Here is an 18,202-nt window from a genome sequence, read left to right as displayed (position 1 = left end):
CCACCCTTATGTTGCCGTTTTATGATCTTTCTTATGCTTGAATCATTTAGAGATTTATCCTTTATTTTTTATATTTTTCATATATTCGATGTACTGGTCATCTCTTGACAGTGCAGCATTATATTGGCGTTTGACAAAGTGCTCAGCTTCGGTAAAGCTGTTAAAGGTCAAAGGTAATGTTTTGCTGCCACTTTCAACAATCCACTGCTGATTATGTTCTTTAATGAGCCATTTTTCACGATTATTATTTTCATACAGCGAGCCCTCTGGCTTGTTTTTAAGGTTATGTTGATTTTTCGGCGCATCGAGTCTGGAGGGATCAAGCGGAAAAACTTCATGAACAAAAAGCTTATATGCTGTTTCATTCATTGTACAACCTGATGCTTTAACATGTCCTCCGCCGCCAAATTTACCTGCCACTTCAGAAACATCGACATGATCATGAATCGTACGGAAACTAACCTTTTTTCCGCCCATATTCAGGATCACAATATAATCCAGATGACTATTTTCTTTGCCAAGCTCATTCCCAAGTTCAGAGTGATACATTTCAGCATGTACTATTCCAACGCAATGGTCATCAATGAACGTTTGAACGAGTTCGCGATTTTTCTTTCGAATATAGCGATTTATTTTCTCTTCTTCCATTTTTAATAACTGCTGTTCAAACTCGTTAAATGCGAATCCATCTTCTGATTTCAGTCTTTCAATCATCTTTCCTTCAAAATCATCCAGCGATAAAAGTGAAAATAAATCATTCAGCTGTTTCGCTTTTATTTCATCGTTTTTTTCCCATTCCCACGTATCGTACAGTCTGATGAGCTCCACAAATTCATTAATTGAATTCTTTGGTGTCAACCAATGATTTTCTAATAAAAAATCATAAAACAATGAAGTCGCAGATGTTAGTCTCCCATCATCATATTCAACTGTTACCTTCGCCCAGCTGTATTCATTTAAATGCAAGGCTGTTTTATGATGATCGATAAACTGCGCTTTACCTCCCTCTTGAACAAACTGTTCCATTCGTTTACTGTTTGCCTCATTGACACTTAAATCCGTTATCCAAATGGTGTTTTCATTAATCTGATTTTGCTTCGTTGATTCAAAGAAACGTTCAACTTGTGAATTGATTCTGGCTACAGAATTATAATGAACCTCCACTTTTTCAGAAAAGGCTATTTTCGCCAGTATTCCGCATCCAAGTCCATCCAAATCATTATGAGTATATAAATGAATCAAAGTAAACCACCTCTCCAGTATTCATTGTATGTAAGATAAGCCTATATCTTGTGTTTCGATCTGTACACCTAGCTTGACCATTTCCATGAGCTCTTGGGAATTTTTCGAAGGAAACATAATAATAAAACATTATATCTTTACCTGCCTATTGTCAAAAAGAAATCCTCGTTTAATACAAAATGTTTATTCTGTCAGAACGAAAAAATGTGAATTCTAACAAATATATTCTTTCTATAGAAGGTTCCAACAAAAGTTTTCAAGTTTGATGACAAGTTCACCCCACTTGTCCGCATATACTAGCTAACAAGACTTTTTAAGGATGGAAGCCTTAGTTAAAAAGGGGGGAAACTTAATGAAGCTTGTTATCATTAAGAAACGGCTTTTATGGTTTTGTATTATTTTCATGGTTATTATAGCTTCTGCAGGTGGATGGTATTTTATCAATCAAGAAAATGAAGCAGTATTTAAGCAAGCAGAAAAAGCGCGGGTAATCCACCTTGTAACCGGTGAATTTTCGTCTGAGTTGCCTGATGGTACGAAAATTGAATCATATCGTTGGGATCCTGGAACCATCTTTTTACAGGCAGGTGAAAAGGTCCAATTAGCTATCCAAGGCATTAACGGAAAAGAACATCCTTTTATGATTGAAAATACAAACATTAAAGGAACGATTAAAAAGGGTGAAGAAACAACTGTCCCTCTGCAAATTAATGAAGAAGGTGTCTATCGCTTAATTTGCCTTACCCATACAGATAACCAACATGAAGGACCAATGATCGCTTATATCGTTGTAGATTAAAATACATGCAAAACGCAATAAATCATATGAAACAGGCTGGATTAGCTACTTCAAATCCGCCTGTTTTTGTATAACAGCCAAACAAACATTCAATTGTTAGTGATACAGTTTCTATAAAAATAACAAATTATTAAAAATATCATAATTTAGAAAAATCTATAAACCCCTATTATTAAAGGGTTTATCAAACATTCATAAATTGTTCATATGTTATGTGATGTTTTTAACAAACAATCTGTTACACTAATATCGTAGTAATTGTACTAACAGCTATTAGAAAACAATGAATCACTATTTTAATCCCATGAGGTGACATAATAATGGAACAATGGAAAGGTTTTACAAATGGAGTATGGAAAAAAGAAGTTAATGTGAGAGATTTTATTTTAAAGAACTTTACCCCTTATACAGGTGATGACAGCTTTTTAGAAGGGCCTACTGAAGCAACAACAAAGCTTTGGGATCAAGTAATGGACCTATCAACAAAAGAACGCGAAGCTGGCGGCGTATTGGATGCCGATACAAAAATCGTTTCTACTATCACTTCACACGGTCCTGGATATTTAAATCAAAATCTTGAACAAATTGTTGGTTTCCAAACTGATAAACCTTTTAAACGTTCATTAATGCCTTTTGGCGGAATTCGCATGGCTAAAACTGCTTTGGATTCATATGGATTCGAATTAGACAAAGAAGTTGAAAATATTTTTACAGATTGGCGCAAAACTCATAACCAAGGCGTCTTTGATGCGTATACACCAGAAATGAGAGCTGCCCGTCACGCTGGTGTCATTACAGGATTACCTGATGCATATGGACGCGGCCGAATTATTGGTGACTATCGTCGTGTTGCTCTTTACGGAATTGATTTCTTAATGCAAGAAAAACTTAAAGAATATCAATATATCGGCGACGGCACTATGTCAGATGATGTCATTCGTGACCGCGAAGAATACAGTGAGCAATACCGTGCTTTAAAAGAATTAAAACAAATGGCTGCTTCTTATGGCTATGATATTTCACAGCCGGCAAAAAATGCAAAAGAAGCAATTCAGTGGTTATACTTCGGTTACTTAGCAGCTATTAAAGAACAAAATGGCGCTGCTATGAGCCTTGGCCGTACCTCCACTTTCTTAGATATTTACATTGAAAGAGATCTACAAAATGGAACGTTAACAGAAAAAGAAGCACAGGAATTAGTTGACCATTTTGTTATGAAACTTCGTCTTGTAAAATTTGCTAGAACACCAGAATATAACGAATTATATAGCGGCGACCCAACATGGGTAACAGAATCAATTGCAGGTATGGCTCTTGACGGTCGTCCATTAGTGACCAAGAACTCTTTCCGTTTCTTACACACATTAGATAATTTAGGACCTGCTCCAGAACCAAACTTAACGATTCTTTGGTCTACTAAACTACCTGAAGCATTCAAAGAATATGCAGCAAAAATGTCTATCAAATCAAGTGCGATTCAGTATGAAAATGATGACATGATGAGAGAAATTTATGGCGATGACTATGGAATTGCCTGCTGCGTATCAGCGATGAGAATTGGTGAACAAATGCAGTTCTTCGGAGCTCGTGTGAATATTGCAAAAGCATTATTATATGCCATTAATGGCGGTATTGATGAAAGATATAAAACACAAATCGGACCATCCTTCCAGCCGATAACTGCTGAGTATTTAGATTACGAAGAGGTTATGCAAAAGTACGATAAAATGCTTGATTGGTTATGCGGATTATATGTAAATACACTGAATGTGATTCACTATATGCATGATAAATACAGCTATGAAAGAATTGAAATGGCTCTTCATGACCGTGAAATTCTTCGTACGATGGCTTGCGGTATTGCCGGCCTTTCTGTTGCTGCTGACTCACTCAGCGCGATTAAATATGCAAAAGTGAAAACAATCCGTGATGAAAACGGTCTAGTTGTTGACTACGAAATTGAAGGCGACTTCCCTAAATATGGAAACAACGATGATCAAGTTGACCAGATTGCCGTCGAACTTGTTGATGGAATCATGAACAGAATTAGAAAGCATAAAACATACCGTGGTGCAGTACCTACTCAATCAGTGTTAACCATCACATCAAACGTCGTGTATGGGAAGAAAACAGGAGCAACTCCTGATGGCCGTGAAGCAGGTAAACCATTTGCACCAGGAGCAAATCCAATGCATGGCCGTGATACAAAAGGAGCACTTGCTTCTCTGACTTCAGTTGCAAAATTAAAATATGAGTCAGCATTAGATGGCATTTCAAATACCTTTACGATCACTCCAAAAGCACTTGGACGTGAAGATCAATCACAAGTAAATAATCTTGTTGCAATGCTTGACGGTTATATGACAAAACGCGGACATCATCTCAATGTAAATGTATTAAACCGTGACACATTATTAGATGCCGTGGAACATCCTGAATTATATCCGCAATTAACGATCCGTGTATCCGGATATGCGGTCAACTTCATTAAGCTTACTCGTGAACAGCAGATCGATGTAATTAATCGTACATTCCATGAAAGTATGTCTACATCTGCACCAAAAGAACCTGTTCATGCTTAATGATTAACGATATTCAAAGAGAAGGGTTTCACCTCTTCTCTTTGAATTTTCTTCCTGGATCATTTACAGATTGCCTATTTACATTTGATGTTTTAAAAAGAAGGGTGATGATCGTATGAAAGGAAATATTCATTCCATAGAGACATTTGGTACTGTTGACGGACCTGGGATTCGTTATGTCATTTTTACACAAGGTTGTCTGCTCCGCTGTCAATTTTGTCATAATGCAGATACTTGGGAAATAGGTACAGGGAAACAAATGTCTGTATCGGAAATATTGGAGGATTTAACTGCATACCTCCCATTTATCGAATCATCAGGTGGTGGCATTACAGTAAGCGGAGGAGAGCCCTTGTTACAAATGCCTTTTCTGATTGAATTATTTAAGGCATGTAAAAAATTAGGAATTCATACGACGATCGATTCATCGGGAGGCTGTTATTCAACCGCACCTCTTTTTCAAGAGCAGCTTAACGAATTGTTAAATTATACAGATTTAATTTTATTAGACCTGAAACATATTAATCGAAAAAAACATATTCAATTGACAGGCATGGCAAATGATCATATCCTGCAGTTTGCTTATCTTTTATCTATACGCCAAATTCCAGTCTGGATTCGTCATGTTCTCATCCCTGGTGTTACGGGTGATGTAAAGGATCTGGAAGAACTTGGTGCGTTTATCGGCACGTTGAAGAATGTTGAAAAGCTGGAAGTCCTCCCATACCATAAGCTCGGAGTTTATAAATGGGATGCCCTTGGTCTCGAGTATCCTCTTAAAGATGTTGAGCCTCCAAGTGATGCAGAAGTGAATGCAGCTTATGCAACACTGACCGAAACGCTTACGTTTAATAAAAAAGTGCTGTCCTAAATCATCAGGACAGCACTTTTTTATTGATCCAGCAGTTTTTTTCCTCAGTCTATTTCCACCAGTCATCAAATAAGTTTGCCGGCATTTCTCTTTTATGCTGCGTTGCCAAATATCTCTTTTCAATTTTTTCCGCAGTTGTTGGTGATACCGTTTTCCCCTCTAAGTAATCATCCAATTCATCATATGATATACCAAGTTCCGTTTCATCCGCCTGACCAGGTCTCTCATCTAATAAATCGGCAGTTGGAACTTTTAAATAAATGCTTTCTTCCGCACCTAATTCCTTCAATAACTCTTTTCCTTGTCTTTTAGTTAAACCTGCGAGCGGAACTAGGTCTGCACCCCCATCACCATATTTTGTATAGAATCCTGTAACGGCTTCTGCTGCATGATCTGTTCCGATGACCAGTAAGTTCTCTTGACCGCCAATTGCATATTGAGCGATCATCCTCATTCTGGCTTTTACATTCCCTTTATGATAGTCCCTTAATGCAGCACCTTTTGTATTACGGTCGTATTCCGCTTTTACTTCATTAACTGCTTTTTCAATATTAAAGATAAATTCCTCATCTGCTTTAATAAAGTCCAGAGCCTTCTTTGCATCATCTTCATCCTTTTGCACACCATACGGGAGCCGAACAGCAACAAATTTAGCATCGAACCCTTCAGCCCTCAACTCCTCAACCGCTAACTGGGCAAGCCGTCCAGCTAGAGATGAATCTTGACCGCCGCTTATTCCGAGAACAAACCCCTTTGCTTTTGTTTTTAATATATAATCCTTTAAAAATTGAATTCTCCTTTGTACTTCTAGTTTCGGATCAATTTTAGGCTGAATATGTAACTCTTTCATTATTCGCTCTTGCATATTCATGCAAATCCCTCCCATCTATTCAAAAAGCATGAATTAATACGTTTCAAGATACTCGCCTACTCTTTGGTTGACAGCCTCAATATTATTGAGCTTATTTTCCCAACATTTTGGACTTAAATCTACTGGATATTCCTCCGGGTTTAATGACCGCTTATATTCATCCCATAGATAGTTCATATTTTGCAAACAGTACTTTTGAATTTCCGCTAGGTCAGGAACCTGGTAGACCAACTCCCCATTGATAAAGATATTATGGTGAAGGTCTTTTGCTTCAAAATTTGTTACATCCTTCTTTATATAGGTATGGACTGGATGGAACATATTTAAACTAGCCTCTGTATTTGGACGTTCATCATCTAAGGCAATATAATCCCCTTCTGATTTTTGATTTGCTAAATTAATAATCCGATACACCCTTTTTAATCCTGGGGTCGAAACTTTCTCTGGATTCCCGCTAATTTTAATTGTATCAATCATTTTTCCATTATTATCTTCAATCGAGACAATTTTATAGACAGCTCCTAAAGCCGGTTCATCATACCCTGTGATCAGCTTCGTACCAATTCCCCAAACATCAATTTTTGCACCTTGAGATTTTAAATTCATAATTGTATACTCATCAAGGTCATTCGAAGCAACAATTTTGGCATTCGTAAAACCTGCATCATCAAGCATTTTACGCGCTTCCTTCGATAAATAAGCAAGGTCTCCACTGTCTAAACGGATTCCGACAAAATTAATCGAGTCTCCCAATTCCTTCGCCACCCGAATGGCATTCGGCACTCCTGATTTTAACGTATCATATGTATCAACTAAAAATACACAATCTTTATGGCGACGTGCATATTTATGAAAAGCCGTGTATTCATCAATATAAGCTTGTATAAGCGAATGCGCATGTGTTCCTGAAACCGGGATGCCAAATAATTTTCCTGCGCGAACATTGGAGGTTGAACTAAATCCACCGATATAGGCGGCACGCGTACCCCAAATGGCAGCATCCATTTCTTGTGCACGTCTTGTACCAAATTCCATCGCCGTTTCATCGCCGATAATATGTTTGATTCTGGCAGCTTTCGTGGCGATTAAAGTTTGATAATTCACAATGTTCAAAATAGCCGTTTCAACTAACTGGGCTTCAGCTAGGGTTGCCTCAATGCGGATAAGCGGTTCGTTCGCAAAGACGATTTCTCCTTCTGCCATTGAGCGAACGGATCCTGTAAAACGAAGATTTTGTAAATAATCAAGAAAATCTTCTTGAAATCTTAATTCATTCCTTAGATAATTAATATCAGCCTCTGTAAATCGTAAATTTTTTAAATAATCAATTACTTTTTCTAAACCGGCAAATACAGCAAATCCATTCCCAAAGGGTAGTTTGCGAAAATAAACTTCAAATACAGCTCTGCGATTATGTATCCCATCTTCCCAGTATGTCTCGATCATATTGATTTGATATAAATCAGTGTGTAATGTTAAACTATCATCCAAAAACTTCTTCACCATGACTAGACCTCCAAAATTCACTTACCCCATTAACATGATAATCATCATTGTCAGCTTATGATCATATCCGTGAGTTCGCTCACTTTACTTACATATTTTTTCTATTAATATTATATCCTTTTATTAGTTATTGTCTAATTAACAGATTTTTTTAACAGAGGATTTTTTCAATTCTTTCCGTCCTTATTAAAAAACTGCTTTGTAAAAATTTGTTCCATTGCTTAAATAAGCAAAATCAATTATACTTGCACCAAACCCTTACTGTTTGTATGCAAATCTTGAGGTGAACTATTTGTTAGAACTTTTACTGGATTTAACTAATCTGCAAGTTGATTATACATTGTATGTTAGTATCCTATTTGGACTTTCCGTAAAATGGTTATGGATACGAAATATAGAATTCAAATACATTGATTCCGTCTACGCAGCTTCAGATGTCCAGCTGCAAAAGAAGACACGTTTACAACAGAATAAAAAACAATTACCAATTAATAAACAACTAATGTGGATTCTAATTTATGTCAGAAGAAAAAAGAATCTTAGTGAAGAACCTGATAGTACTATTTCCTCGATCTTTTAAGAAAAAAAACGATATTGGAGGAAATAGGAAAGAATGAAAACTAAGAAAAAGATTTTTTTTACACTTGTATTATTGTTAACATCCCTTCTATCAGCATGTTCAGCGGACAGCGGAAAGAGTACTGGATTTTTTCATACTTATTTCGTTGAACCATTTTCACAATTAATCGTATGGACATCCCATCTTTTTCACGATAATTATGGTTTGGGAATCATTTTAGTCACACTGCTTGTCCGGCTAATTCTTTTGCCTTTAATGCTTAAGCAATACAAAACACAGGCAAATATGAAAGAAAAAATGGATAAATTAAAGCCTGAAATGGATGCTATTCAGAAAAAGATAAAAGAAACGAAGGACCCAAAGGAACAGCAGAATCTCCAAAAGGAAATGATGGGTTTATATCAAAAACACGGGGTAAATCCCTTAAATATGGGCTGTTTACCACTATTAATTCAAATGCCGATTTTAATGGCTTTTTATTACGCAATCCGTGGTTCACATGAAATAGCAACCCATTCGTTTTTATGGTTCAGTCTAGGCCAGCCGGATATTGGAATCACCATCCTTGCAGGTATCGTATACTATTTACAATTTAAAGTCTCCCAATCAACAATGCCGGAAGCGCAGAAGCAGCAAATGAAATATATGGGGCTTGTATCACCCATTATGATTGTTGTTGTATCGCTGAATGCTCCTGCAGCATTGCCTTTATATTGGGTAGTCGGAGGAAGCTTCCTTATTTTCCAAACCTATCTTGGAAGGAAAATATACCAGACGCCTAAACAAATGAAAAACGTAAATGTTGAAAAAGCATAAACTTGATCATCCGTCTGCACAGCAGCCGGATGATTTTTTATTACGATGATACACCAGGCGTAATGGGTACAAATTTTTCCCAATACCTTTTGCGAATAGGATATAGCCATCTTGTCAAACTATAACTGTACAATTTACAGAAGGAGGGCTATATTGATGAATTGGAAATGTTTGCTAACCACTGTTTCCCTATCGTCACTCATTCTAACTGGCTGCGGTACAAATGATGATACGGCCATGAATGATACGGCAAGAACCCAAGACACGGCCAATTTGCGAACCGTTTCAAATCGTACAGATGGGTATCGTAACACTTGGGACGATGATATTGCCGGAAATGATAACAGAGGAATCATCACAAATGTAAGCGACAATAACGCTTATTGGAATGGGCGTTTTAATGACAGGCTTGTAGATAATTATGATATTGAAAATTGGGTTTCAAGAGATATTAGTGACCAGGATAATACAAATAGAGATGATGTCTATTCAGATCGTTCCGTAAACAATCCTGCATCAAATGTTCAAAATAGAACAAGAAATGTAAGTTATCGTGCTGATGATGATCAAAATAGACGTATTACTACAAGGAACGTAAGTAATAATCAAAATAGAGATATCACAGCAAGAAATATCGCCAATAATACGGCAGATAATGATATAAATGGAAATAACGTAAATAAACGTAATCGTATGGAAGTTGCGGATCGCGCAGCCGAGAAAATAGCCCAAATGCGTGAAGTTGATCGGGCAAATGTGATATTAACGGATAATAATGCCTATGTTGCGGTAAAATTAACAGACAATGCCAATAAAAAGTTAACGGCTGATGTAGAGAAAAAAATTTCTGATGTGGTAAAAGCAACAAACCGCAGCGTTGAACATGTATATGTTTCTGTTAACCCTGACTTTTATAAGCGGACAACATCTTATGCTGAAGATATCCGTAACGGACGTCCTATTCAAGGATTTTTTGATGAATTTGGCGAATTAGTCCGCCGTGTATTCCCAACTGAAAGATAAATTCAAAAAAAGTGACACATTACTGTTTAAAGTTAAACAGTAATGTGTCACTTTTTTATGCATTTTCAAAATAGTCCTTGTAGAAGCCGCCCACTTTGCCGGTATTATCAATAATAAAATAAAACTCATCTGTCTCATTTTTTACATCATATGTTTTTCCTGGTGTTAACACATCGTTGACAATATACTTTTTCGCATTCGTATGGATGCATTTTACTGTTTTAATTGTTTTTCGTTCATGCCAGTCTAAATGAATCATTTTTATATCTCCTTTTTATTACTTATAACATATTCTATAGTATATAAGTATCCACTTCCTAGAGCAACTATCTATTCTTGATTCCTTTTTGTGAACATTTTGTTAAAGGACAGAATAGAGAAAATGAAAAAAATGTGAATTTTTTTACATTGTGCTATTAAAATCTTCATAAATTCTTTAAAATAGAATAATATTGAATATTCTATCCTTTATCTTGGAGGTATGCACAATGAAAATTATGAGTAATGAACAATTAATTGTCTCGTATCGTGATGCATTGAAATCAGGTAATGATAAAGATTGGATTAGAGTATTGCAAGGAGAAATCAAAAAGCGTGGTTTAAAGCCAATTAAAAAATAATCGAAAAAAGAGCAAAGGTTTCCCCTTTGCTCTTTCCTTTTTAAGTAAATAACAAGGATTCAGGATCTTCAATGAACGTTTTAATCTGTTTTAAAAACGTTACAGCTTCTTTGCCATCGATCAACCGATGATCATATGTTAAAGCAACATACATCATCCGGCGATTTTCGATTTTTTCCTCATCTACGGCCACAGGCCGGAGCTGAATCGAGTGCATGCCCAAGATCGCTGCTTGGGGACCGTTAAGCATGGGTGTTGACAAAAGTGACCCAAAGACACCGCCATTTGTAATCGTAAATGTTCCGCCTTGCAGGTCACTAATAGCTAAGCGATTATTTCGCGCCCGTTCAGCCAATTCGTAAATCTCCTTTTCTAATTCAGCCACATTTTTTCGATCTGCTTCTCGAATTACCGGAACAACTAAACCTCCATTTGTAGACACCGCAATCCCGATATCATAATATTTTTTAACAACGATCTCGGCTTCTTGGATTTCAGCATTTAATAAAGGGGATTTTTTTAAGGCGGCAACAGCCGCTTTTGTGAAAAAGGACATAAAGCCGAGCTTTACTCCGTACTCCTCATGGAACTGTTGTTTGCGGCGGCTTCTGAGGTCTAATAGGTTTGTCATATCTATTTCATTAAACGTAGTCAACATCGCTGTTTTTTGCTTCATTTCCACTAAATTTCTGGCAATCGTTTGCCGGCGTCTTGTCATTTGAATTCTCTCGACAGGTTTTTCTTCAGCTGTAATGATGGTTTTTGTTTCCCTCGCTGCCATATTTGCTGTATGTTCAATATCATCAGACTGCTTATATCTTTGAACATCGTGCAGCCGTATTCTGCCTAGAGGATCAGCAGGAGAAACTTTGCTAAGATCGATGCCCTTTTCACGTGCTAATTTTCTGGCTGCCGGTGATACAATCAGATATTTCTTACTCGCAGAAGTTGGTTCATAAGCTGGAAAATTTGCCATAGGGTGTACAATAGATGCTGGGTCTTCTTTATGCTCATCCACGTCCATTGTCTCTGGTTGTGTTTCGTTGGATATGTGTTTTTCATTTACTACAGCAATCACTTCACCGACTGTGACAGTACTTCCTGCGCGAACTTTTAATTCAGAGAGAATTCCGCTGTATTCAGAGATAATTTCGATATTCACTTTATCGGTTTCGAGTTCAGCTACATAATCCCCCTTCTGGATGCTATCACCTGTTTTTTTTAACCATTGAACAAGTGTCCCTTCTGAAATTGATTCAGCTAGTTCAGGAACCTTAATTTCTCCCACGGGTTTCTCCCCCTTTTGTTAAAGCTTGTGAAATAATCCTTGCCTGATCCTTTTTATGAACATTTGGATCCCCTTCTGCAGGACTTGATCTGCGCCGTCTTCCTATATAAGAAACAGGTGTATTATTTAGTGCTCCGATTGCTCTTAGGAATGGTTCAACAAAATACCAAGCTCCCATATTATTTGGCTCCTCCTGCACCCAAATAAGTTCTTTCAAATTGGGAAACCTTCGTATGATTTCCCGTATTTCATTCTCAGGAAATGGATAGATCTCTTCAATTCTTACGATATGAAGCCACTCCAAATCTTTCTCAAACTGGAGCTGATGCGCTAGATCCACCGCTATTTTTCCTGTACAAAAAACAATCCTTTCCACGTTCGCCGCATCGTTTCCCAAACCAGGCTGCTCTATCACAGGTTGAAATTCCCCTTTACTTAAATCCAAGCTAGTGCAGGCTACAAACAGATTGCGAAGTAAACTTTTCGGTGTCATGATGATGAGTGGACGAACAACATCCTCGTTTAACAAACTTGCTTGTCGTCTTAATATATGAAAATATTGTGCGGCGCTAGTTAGATTAGCAATTGTCCAATTATTTTCAGCAGCCAGTAGTAAAAATCGTTCAATCCTTCCACTGGAATGCTCTGGTCCTTGCCCCTCATAACCGTGAGGAAGCAGGATGACTAGGCCTGATTTTTGCCCCCACTTTGCCCTGCCTGCTGCAATAAATTGATCAAAAATCACCTGGGCTGAGTTGGCAAAGTCACCATATTGCGCTTCCCATAGTACAAGCGTCTCAGGGGCAAACACATTATAACCATATTCAAATCCGAGGACAGAGCCTTCTGACAATGGGCTGTTATGAATGGCAAAGGAAGACCTTGCAGTTGATAATACATGAAGCGGTGAATAGGAATGACCGGTCTTCTCGTCATGAATCACAAGATTCCTTTGAGCAAATGTTCCTCTTTCTGAATCCTGACCTGTCAATCGTATTGGGATTCCATCCGTTAAAATCGATGCAAAGGCAAGAGTTTCCGCTAGGCTCCAGTCAATTTTTCCTTCTTTTTCAAATATGTCCCTTCTTTTTTGTAATATTTTTCCCAGCTTTTGATTGATCGTAAATGAAGCAGGCCAGGTGTGAAGCTCGCGAATGAATGTCAATAATTTTTCCATTGAAATTGCAGTATTTATTTTTCCAAAGCCTTTTTCGATCGTTTGGGGCGGATCTAAAATCTCAGCCTTTGGCTTTACTGCCGTTACATTTTCATACGATTTTTGCAGTTTCTTTTGAACTGCTTCTTCAAATGATTTTTTTATGTTTTCAGTTATAGTCCCTTGTTGCAAAAGCTTCCCCCCATAAATGTCATTAACTGATGGATGTTGTTGAATGACTCGGTACATGAGTGGATTGGTAATCATTGGCTCATCCATTTCGTTATGGCCATAACGTCGGTAACCGATTATATCGATCAAGAAATCCTTCTGAAATTTTCGACGATATTCAAAAGCCAGTTTTGCTGCTCTCAAACAGCTTTCAGGGTCATCAGCATTTACATGGACAATTGGAATTTCAAATCCTTTTGCTAAATCACTTGCATACCTTGTGGAGCGGGAATCATGGGATTCAGTTGTAAAGCCAATTGTGTTATTAGCAATAATATGGATCGTCCCATTCGTCCGAAATCCTATTAAATTTCCAAGATTTAATGTTTCCGCGACAATTCCCTGGCCAGGAAATGCTGCATCACCATGAATAATAATCGATATGGCGGAGTTCGGATTCTCCTTTGGATAGCCTTTTTCATTTCGACGGTCCTGGGCTGCTCTCGTAAAGCCTTCAACAACAGCTCCGACAAACTCAAGATGACTTGGATTATTGGCTAAATTTAACCGAATATACCGGGTACTCTCTTTTTTTATTTGCCGGTCCAACCCTAAATGGTACTTCACATCCCCTGTCCAGCCAAAGTTAATGCCGGTTGAGCCTTCTGATGGTACTAGTTTTTTATTGGGAGCATGCTGAAACTCGGCAAAAATTCTCTCATATGGTTTTCCTAGGACATGGGCAAGCACATTTAAGCGTCCTCGATGGGCCATTCCAATATTGATTGTGTGTGTACCAGCTTTTACCGTTTTTTCGATTATTTCATCTAATAAAGGTACTAAGGAATCCAATCCCTCGATCGAAAACCGTTTCTGGCCCACATAGGTTCGGTGGAGAAACCGTTCAAATTCCTCAACTTCTATTAATCTCTTTAATAAATTAATTTGTTTTTCTGAATGGAAAGCTGTTGAAAATGAAGCATTTTCAACTTTTTCCTGCAGCCAGTTTTTTTCTTCAAAATTGCTTACGTGGTGAAATTCATAGGCCAGCTTACTTGTGTATACCTTTTTCAAATATTCAAATGCCTCATAACCATTTTGAAGTGACTCCGGCCCATGCTGACAGATGATTTCTGCCGGAATTAACGCTAAATCAGACTCTTCCAATCCATAACGAGCAGGCTCTATATGACTTCTTTCAGGAACGTGGTTATTCAAAGGATAAATATCTGCTGCTAAGTGTCCATAATCACGAGTTTTATCAGCCAGCTTAATCGCTGACTTGATCTTTTGAAACCAATTTTCTGAATATGCCTGCTTTTGCTCTTGTTTAACATTATAGAATAAAGCTCCTTCCCAATCTTGAAAATATGCTCTAATCTCATCATGTACTGAAAGAGGGTCTTCCCTATATTTTTCATACATTTCTAGAACATAGCCAAGATTTTGTCCATATAGGTCTTTAAAACCGTGAACATCCCTGTTTGGCTTCTCCATGAAAAACGGACTCCTCTCCAAAATAGTTTGCCATTACTAGGATGTTTATTTTACTTATACAAAGTTTATGAACCTTTCTTCACAATCACACTAATGCCATTCATGGCAAATAAAAAACCGGGTTATACCCGGTTATAAATCATCTACAAACTGAAAATAAAGCTGTGTTCTGCTTTCAAATGCGGAGGTATCTCTTCGCCTCCGTCGGAGTGAATGGATAATCAACATGAAGATAGAGTAACCATTTATTTTTTGGACCTTTTGTGACAGACATTTCAATTCCATCTTGATTCGTATTAGCAAAGTTTTCCTCTATCTTATTATAGCGATGATGACAATGTTTACTTGGTTCTATCATGTATGAATTCCTCCTTTATCATCTATTATAAAAGTTATTTTCAGAAAATTATTCAAACTTTATGAATTTATTTCAACTATTTACAATTGTTTTTATGTTTACATAATAAAATTATATTTAAATAAAGGGTTTTATTCAATTCATTTATTTTTCTATAACTTTTTAAGAATGCAAATTATCGATATTTTTATAAAAAAGAATTGCATATTTTATTCTATTGTAGTAAAGTTTAAGACATTAATCATATTTTCTTATCAAGAGAGGTAGAGGGGATGGCCCAAGGACACCTCAGCAACCTTCAATGTCATTCATTGAAAAGGTGCTAATTCCATCAAGTTTATTCATAAACTTGAAAGATAAGAAGAAGTCCTGTTTATTCATTAAACTAAAGTCTTCTTCTAAAGAAGACTTTTTTTATTTATAATTAAGACAGCCTTCTTAACCTAGTACACTAATAAGAAAAATCAGCATAGAAAGACGGCTGGGAGAACGATCCCCCTCTTTTCTAAAGAATAAGGAGTGTTTTCATATGTATAAGACCGACACAAAGTTAGCGCAAATTGGAAATAGAAGCGAAGAAGCAACTGGTACCGTCAATACACCTGTCTATTTTTCTACCGCCTACCGGCATGCAGGAATTGGACAGTCAACCGGCTTTGATTACAGCCGTACAGCTAATCCGACAAGACAGATTCTTGAAGAAGCGATTGCAGATTTAGAAGGCGGTGACCGCGGATATGCATGCAGCTCCGGCATGGCTGCCATTTTAACTGTTCTTTCATTATTTCAATCTGGTGATGAATGGATTGTTTCAAAGGATTTATATGGCGGGACATATCGTATTCTAGAAGAAGGCTTTAAAAAATGGGGATTAAATTGTCGCTATACAAATACTAGTGATGTCAATAATATTGAAAAAGAAATCACCCCTCAAACTAAAGCCATCTTCATTGAAACTCCGACAAACCCTCTCATGGAGCAAACGGATATTTCTGAAGCTGCACGAATTGCTAAAAAACACAATGTATTATTGATTGTCGATAATACGTTTTATACTCCAGTCCTGCAGCAGCCAATTCTACTTGGAGCAGATATCGTGATTCACAGCGCCACAAAATATTTAGGCGGCCATAATGATGTCCTTGCTGGGTTAATTGTTGCCAAAGGGACTGAACTTTGTGAGCAAATCGCAAAATACCATAATGCCGCTGGTGCCGTGTTAAGTCCGTTTGATTCATGGTTATTAATGCGCGGGATGAAAACCCTCTCTTTAAGGATGGAGCGCCACGAGCAAAATGCCAAGGAAATTGTCTCCTTTTTAAAAGAGCATGAAAGCATTACAGATGTTCTTTACCCGGGTCATGGCGGAATGGTTTCGTTTCGCATTTTAAGTGAAAAATGGGTAAATCCTTTCTTACAAAATCTAAAATTAATCTGTTTTGCCGAAAGTCTTGGCGGAGTTGAAAGCTTTATCACCTATCCGGCTACACAAACACATGCCGACATCCCTGAAGAAGTCCGCAATGAAACAGGTGTTGATAATCGATTATTACGCTTTTCTGTAGGGATTGAGAATGTACAAGATATTATCAATGATTTAACACAATCATTAGCTGCAGTTAAAAAGGAGATCGTAATTCATGAGTGATCAATATACATTTCAAACAAATTTACTTCATAATAAATATAAATTGGATCCGGCAACTGGAGCTGTAAGTGTTCCTATTCAACATGCGTCTACATTTCATCAAGCAGATATAGATACATTTGGTAAATATGATTATGCTCGAAGTGGTAATCCAACAAGAGAGGCACTGGAAGAAGTGATTGCAGAATTAGAAGAGGGCTGCCGCGGTTTTGCCTTTTCTTCCGGCATGGCTGCCATTTCAACGGCCTTTTTATTACTTTCAAAGGATGACCATGTCGTGATCTCCGAGGATGTATACGGTGGTACCTTCCGCATGGTATCACAGGTATTAACGCGGTTTGGAATCAGTCATACGTTTGTTGACATGACAGACATCGAGGCCATTAAACAGGCCATTCAACCGAACACAAAGCTGTTTTATGTCGAGACTCCTTCAAATCCATTATTGAAAGTGACGGATATTAAAGCAGTTAGCGATTTGGCAAAAGAGCATGGTGCTTTAACCTTTGTTGACAATACGTTCTTAACACCTGCGATTCAAAAGCCGCTGACACTTGGTGCCGACATCGTTCTGCACAGTGCCACTAAATTTTTGTCTGGGCATAGTGATGTTGTGGCAGGACTGGCAGTTGTGAAAGATCCTGCCCTTGCTGAAAGACTATATTTCTTACAAAATTCATTTGGTGCTGTTCTAGGCGTACAGGATGCATGGCTTGTGCTTCGCGGTTTAAAAACACTTCATGTTAGACTTGAGCATTCAGTTAAAGCAGCTGAAAAACTGGCCAACTTTTTCAAGGAGCATCCGCTCGTGAATAAAGTTTATTATCCTGGGCTGACTGACCATCCGCAATATGACATTCAGTTCTCACAGGCATCTTCAGCCGGTGCTGTTCTATCTTTTGATTTAAAGAACGAAGCTGTATTTAGAACATTTGTTGAAAATGTAAAAATTCCTGTTTTTGCTGTCAGTCTGGGTGCAGTTGAATCGATTCTCTCCTATCCTGCTAAAATGTCACATGCGGCAATGCCAGAAGAAGAGCGTGCACAGCGTGGAATTACCAACAGTCTGTTACGTCTTTCAGTTGGACTTGAAAATCCAGATGATTTAATAAAGGATTTTTCCAATGCACTTGATAAAGTAAAACAAATAAATTTGAATTTTGACCGGGGTTGA

General features: G+C 37.5%; 16 protein-coding genes and 1 riboswitch. Of the genes, 9 read left to right on the top strand and 7 right to left on the bottom strand.

Going from position 1 to position 18,202, the window contains the following annotated elements; all coding sequences use genetic code 11:
- Positions 1–54 precede the first annotated feature (54 nt).
- The gene (locus R4Z09_RS10110) at positions 55–1,242 is read right to left on the bottom strand and encodes an oligoribonuclease (RefSeq protein WP_338452199.1); all 1,188 of its coding nucleotides are present in this window, start codon (positions 1,240–1,242) and stop codon (positions 55–57) included.
- Between the two features lie 352 nt (positions 1,243–1,594).
- On the opposite strand from R4Z09_RS10110, the gene R4Z09_RS10105 reads away from it, so the two are divergent.
- The 3 genes from R4Z09_RS10105 (at position 1,595) to pflA (ending at position 5,494) form a co-directional block, all read left to right on the top strand.
- Positions 1,595–2,041, top strand: coding sequence for a cupredoxin domain-containing protein (locus R4Z09_RS10105; protein WP_338452198.1), 447 nt, complete (start codon positions 1,595–1,597; stop codon positions 2,039–2,041).
- Between the two features lie 320 nt (positions 2,042–2,361).
- Complete coding sequence (pflB, locus tag R4Z09_RS10100) at positions 2,362–4,623, top strand: formate C-acetyltransferase (RefSeq protein WP_338452197.1); 2,262 nt, start codon at positions 2,362–2,364, stop codon at positions 4,621–4,623.
- Positions 4,624–4,738: 115 nt separating this feature from the next.
- The gene (gene pflA, locus R4Z09_RS10095) at positions 4,739–5,494 is read left to right on the top strand and encodes a pyruvate formate-lyase-activating protein (protein WP_338452196.1); all 756 of its coding nucleotides are present in this window, start codon (positions 4,739–4,741) and stop codon (positions 5,492–5,494) included.
- Between the two features lie 49 nt (positions 5,495–5,543).
- On the opposite strand, the gene nadE is transcribed toward pflA, so the two are convergent.
- Both nadE and R4Z09_RS10085 read right to left on the bottom strand, forming a co-directional pair.
- Positions 5,544–6,365 (bottom strand): ammonia-dependent NAD(+) synthetase, encoded by an 822-nt coding sequence (gene nadE, locus R4Z09_RS10090; RefSeq protein ID WP_338452195.1) that lies wholly within the window; start codon positions 6,363–6,365, stop codon positions 5,544–5,546.
- A 33-nt stretch (positions 6,366–6,398) separates the two neighbouring features.
- Positions 6,399–7,871: a nicotinate phosphoribosyltransferase gene (locus R4Z09_RS10085; RefSeq protein ID WP_338452194.1), complete on the bottom strand. Its 1,473-nt coding sequence runs from the start codon at positions 7,869–7,871 to the stop codon at positions 6,399–6,401.
- A gap of 292 nt (positions 7,872–8,163) precedes the next feature.
- On the opposite strand from R4Z09_RS10085, the gene R4Z09_RS10080 reads away from it, so the two are divergent.
- The 3 genes from R4Z09_RS10080 to R4Z09_RS10070 all read left to right on the top strand — a co-directional run bounded on the left by R4Z09_RS10080 (position 8,164) and on the right by R4Z09_RS10070 (position 10,290).
- The gene (locus R4Z09_RS10080; RefSeq protein WP_338452193.1) at positions 8,164–8,451 is read left to right on the top strand and encodes a hypothetical protein; all 288 of its coding nucleotides are present in this window, start codon (positions 8,164–8,166) and stop codon (positions 8,449–8,451) included.
- A gap of 33 nt (positions 8,452–8,484) precedes the next feature.
- Positions 8,485–9,267, top strand: a complete 783-nt coding sequence (gene yidC, locus R4Z09_RS10075; protein WP_338452192.1) for a membrane protein insertase YidC — start codon at positions 8,485–8,487, stop codon at positions 9,265–9,267.
- A 156-nt stretch (positions 9,268–9,423) separates the two neighbouring features.
- A complete protein-coding gene (locus R4Z09_RS10070; protein WP_338452191.1) occupies positions 9,424–10,290 on the top strand; it encodes a YhcN/YlaJ family sporulation lipoprotein in 867 nt (288 codons plus the stop codon).
- A 55-nt stretch (positions 10,291–10,345) separates the two neighbouring features.
- Here the strand turns inward: R4Z09_RS10070 and R4Z09_RS10065 are convergent, their stop codons facing one another.
- Positions 10,346–10,549, bottom strand: a complete 204-nt coding sequence (locus R4Z09_RS10065; RefSeq protein WP_338452190.1) for a DUF6501 family protein — start codon at positions 10,547–10,549, stop codon at positions 10,346–10,348.
- 229 nt (positions 10,550–10,778) lie between these two features.
- Between R4Z09_RS10065 and sda the strand changes: the two genes are divergently transcribed.
- Positions 10,779–10,910, top strand: a complete 132-nt coding sequence (gene sda, locus R4Z09_RS10060) for a sporulation histidine kinase inhibitor Sda (protein ID WP_338452189.1) — start codon at positions 10,779–10,781, stop codon at positions 10,908–10,910.
- A 40-nt stretch (positions 10,911–10,950) separates the two neighbouring features.
- Here sda and odhB read toward each other — a convergent pair whose 3' ends face one another.
- The 3 genes from odhB to R4Z09_RS10045 all read right to left on the bottom strand — a co-directional run bounded on the left by odhB (position 10,951) and on the right by R4Z09_RS10045 (position 15,380).
- The gene (odhB, locus tag R4Z09_RS10055; RefSeq protein WP_338452188.1) at positions 10,951–12,198 is read right to left on the bottom strand and encodes a 2-oxoglutarate dehydrogenase complex dihydrolipoyllysine-residue succinyltransferase; all 1,248 of its coding nucleotides are present in this window, start codon (positions 12,196–12,198) and stop codon (positions 10,951–10,953) included.
- Positions 12,185–15,022: a 2-oxoglutarate dehydrogenase E1 component gene (locus R4Z09_RS10050; RefSeq protein WP_338452187.1), complete on the bottom strand. Its 2,838-nt coding sequence runs from the start codon at positions 15,020–15,022 to the stop codon at positions 12,185–12,187. Before R4Z09_RS10050 ends, odhB begins: the two co-directional genes overlap by 14 nt.
- A 175-nt stretch (positions 15,023–15,197) precedes the next feature.
- Positions 15,198–15,380 (bottom strand): hypothetical protein, encoded by a 183-nt coding sequence (locus R4Z09_RS10045; RefSeq protein WP_338452186.1) that lies wholly within the window; start codon positions 15,378–15,380, stop codon positions 15,198–15,200.
- A gap of 248 nt (positions 15,381–15,628) precedes the next feature.
- Positions 15,629–15,743: riboswitch (SAM riboswitch) on the top strand.
- Positions 15,744–15,909: 166 nt separating this feature from the next.
- Here R4Z09_RS10045 and R4Z09_RS10040 point away from each other — a divergent pair.
- Together R4Z09_RS10040 and metC are read left to right on the top strand one after the other, a co-directional pair.
- Positions 15,910–17,028: a methionine biosynthesis PLP-dependent protein gene (locus R4Z09_RS10040; RefSeq protein WP_338452185.1), complete on the top strand. Its 1,119-nt coding sequence runs from the start codon at positions 15,910–15,912 to the stop codon at positions 17,026–17,028.
- Complete coding sequence (gene metC, locus R4Z09_RS10035; RefSeq protein ID WP_338452184.1) at positions 17,021–18,202, top strand: cystathionine beta-lyase; 1,182 nt, start codon at positions 17,021–17,023, stop codon at positions 18,200–18,202. Before R4Z09_RS10040 ends, metC begins: the two co-directional genes overlap by 8 nt.

The sequence above is a fragment of the Niallia oryzisoli genome, from assembly GCF_036670025.1.
Taxonomy (GTDB): Bacteria; Bacillota; Bacilli; order Bacillales; family Cytobacillaceae; genus Bacillus_BD; species Bacillus_BD oryzisoli.
The sequence above is the reverse complement of the archived record's forward strand: the minus strand, read 5'-3'. Positions and strand labels throughout refer to the sequence as shown.

What these genes read in the sequence shown, in the direction of transcription:
- R4Z09_RS10050 (WP_338452187.1), bottom strand. Translation starts at nt 15,022, where the DNA reads ATGGAGAAGCCAAACAGGGATGTTCACGGTTTTAAAGACCTATATGGA.
- R4Z09_RS10070 (WP_338452191.1), top strand. Translation starts at nt 9,424, where the DNA reads ATGAATTGGAAATGTTTGCTAACCACTGTTTCCCTATCGTCACTCATT.
- yidC (WP_338452192.1), top strand. Translation starts at nt 8,485, where the DNA reads ATGAAAACTAAGAAAAAGATTTTTTTTACACTTGTATTATTGTTAACA.
- pflA (WP_338452196.1), top strand. Translation starts at nt 4,739, where the DNA reads ATGAAAGGAAATATTCATTCCATAGAGACATTTGGTACTGTTGACGGA.
- R4Z09_RS10045 (WP_338452186.1), bottom strand. Translation starts at nt 15,380, where the DNA reads ATGATAGAACCAAGTAAACATTGTCATCATCGCTATAATAAGATAGAG.
- R4Z09_RS10065 (WP_338452190.1), bottom strand. Translation starts at nt 10,549, where the DNA reads ATGATTCATTTAGACTGGCATGAACGAAAAACAATTAAAACAGTAAAA.
- pflB (WP_338452197.1), top strand. Translation starts at nt 2,362, where the DNA reads ATGGAACAATGGAAAGGTTTTACAAATGGAGTATGGAAAAAAGAAGTT.
- R4Z09_RS10105 (WP_338452198.1), top strand. Translation starts at nt 1,595, where the DNA reads ATGAAGCTTGTTATCATTAAGAAACGGCTTTTATGGTTTTGTATTATT.
- sda (WP_338452189.1), top strand. Translation starts at nt 10,779, where the DNA reads ATGAAAATTATGAGTAATGAACAATTAATTGTCTCGTATCGTGATGCA.
- metC (WP_338452184.1), top strand. Translation starts at nt 17,021, where the DNA reads ATGAGTGATCAATATACATTTCAAACAAATTTACTTCATAATAAATAT.
- R4Z09_RS10085 (WP_338452194.1), bottom strand. Translation starts at nt 7,871, where the DNA reads ATGGTGAAGAAGTTTTTGGATGATAGTTTAACATTACACACTGATTTA.
- R4Z09_RS10040 (WP_338452185.1), top strand. Translation starts at nt 15,910, where the DNA reads ATGTATAAGACCGACACAAAGTTAGCGCAAATTGGAAATAGAAGCGAA.
- nadE (WP_338452195.1), bottom strand. Translation starts at nt 6,365, where the DNA reads ATGAATATGCAAGAGCGAATAATGAAAGAGTTACATATTCAGCCTAAA.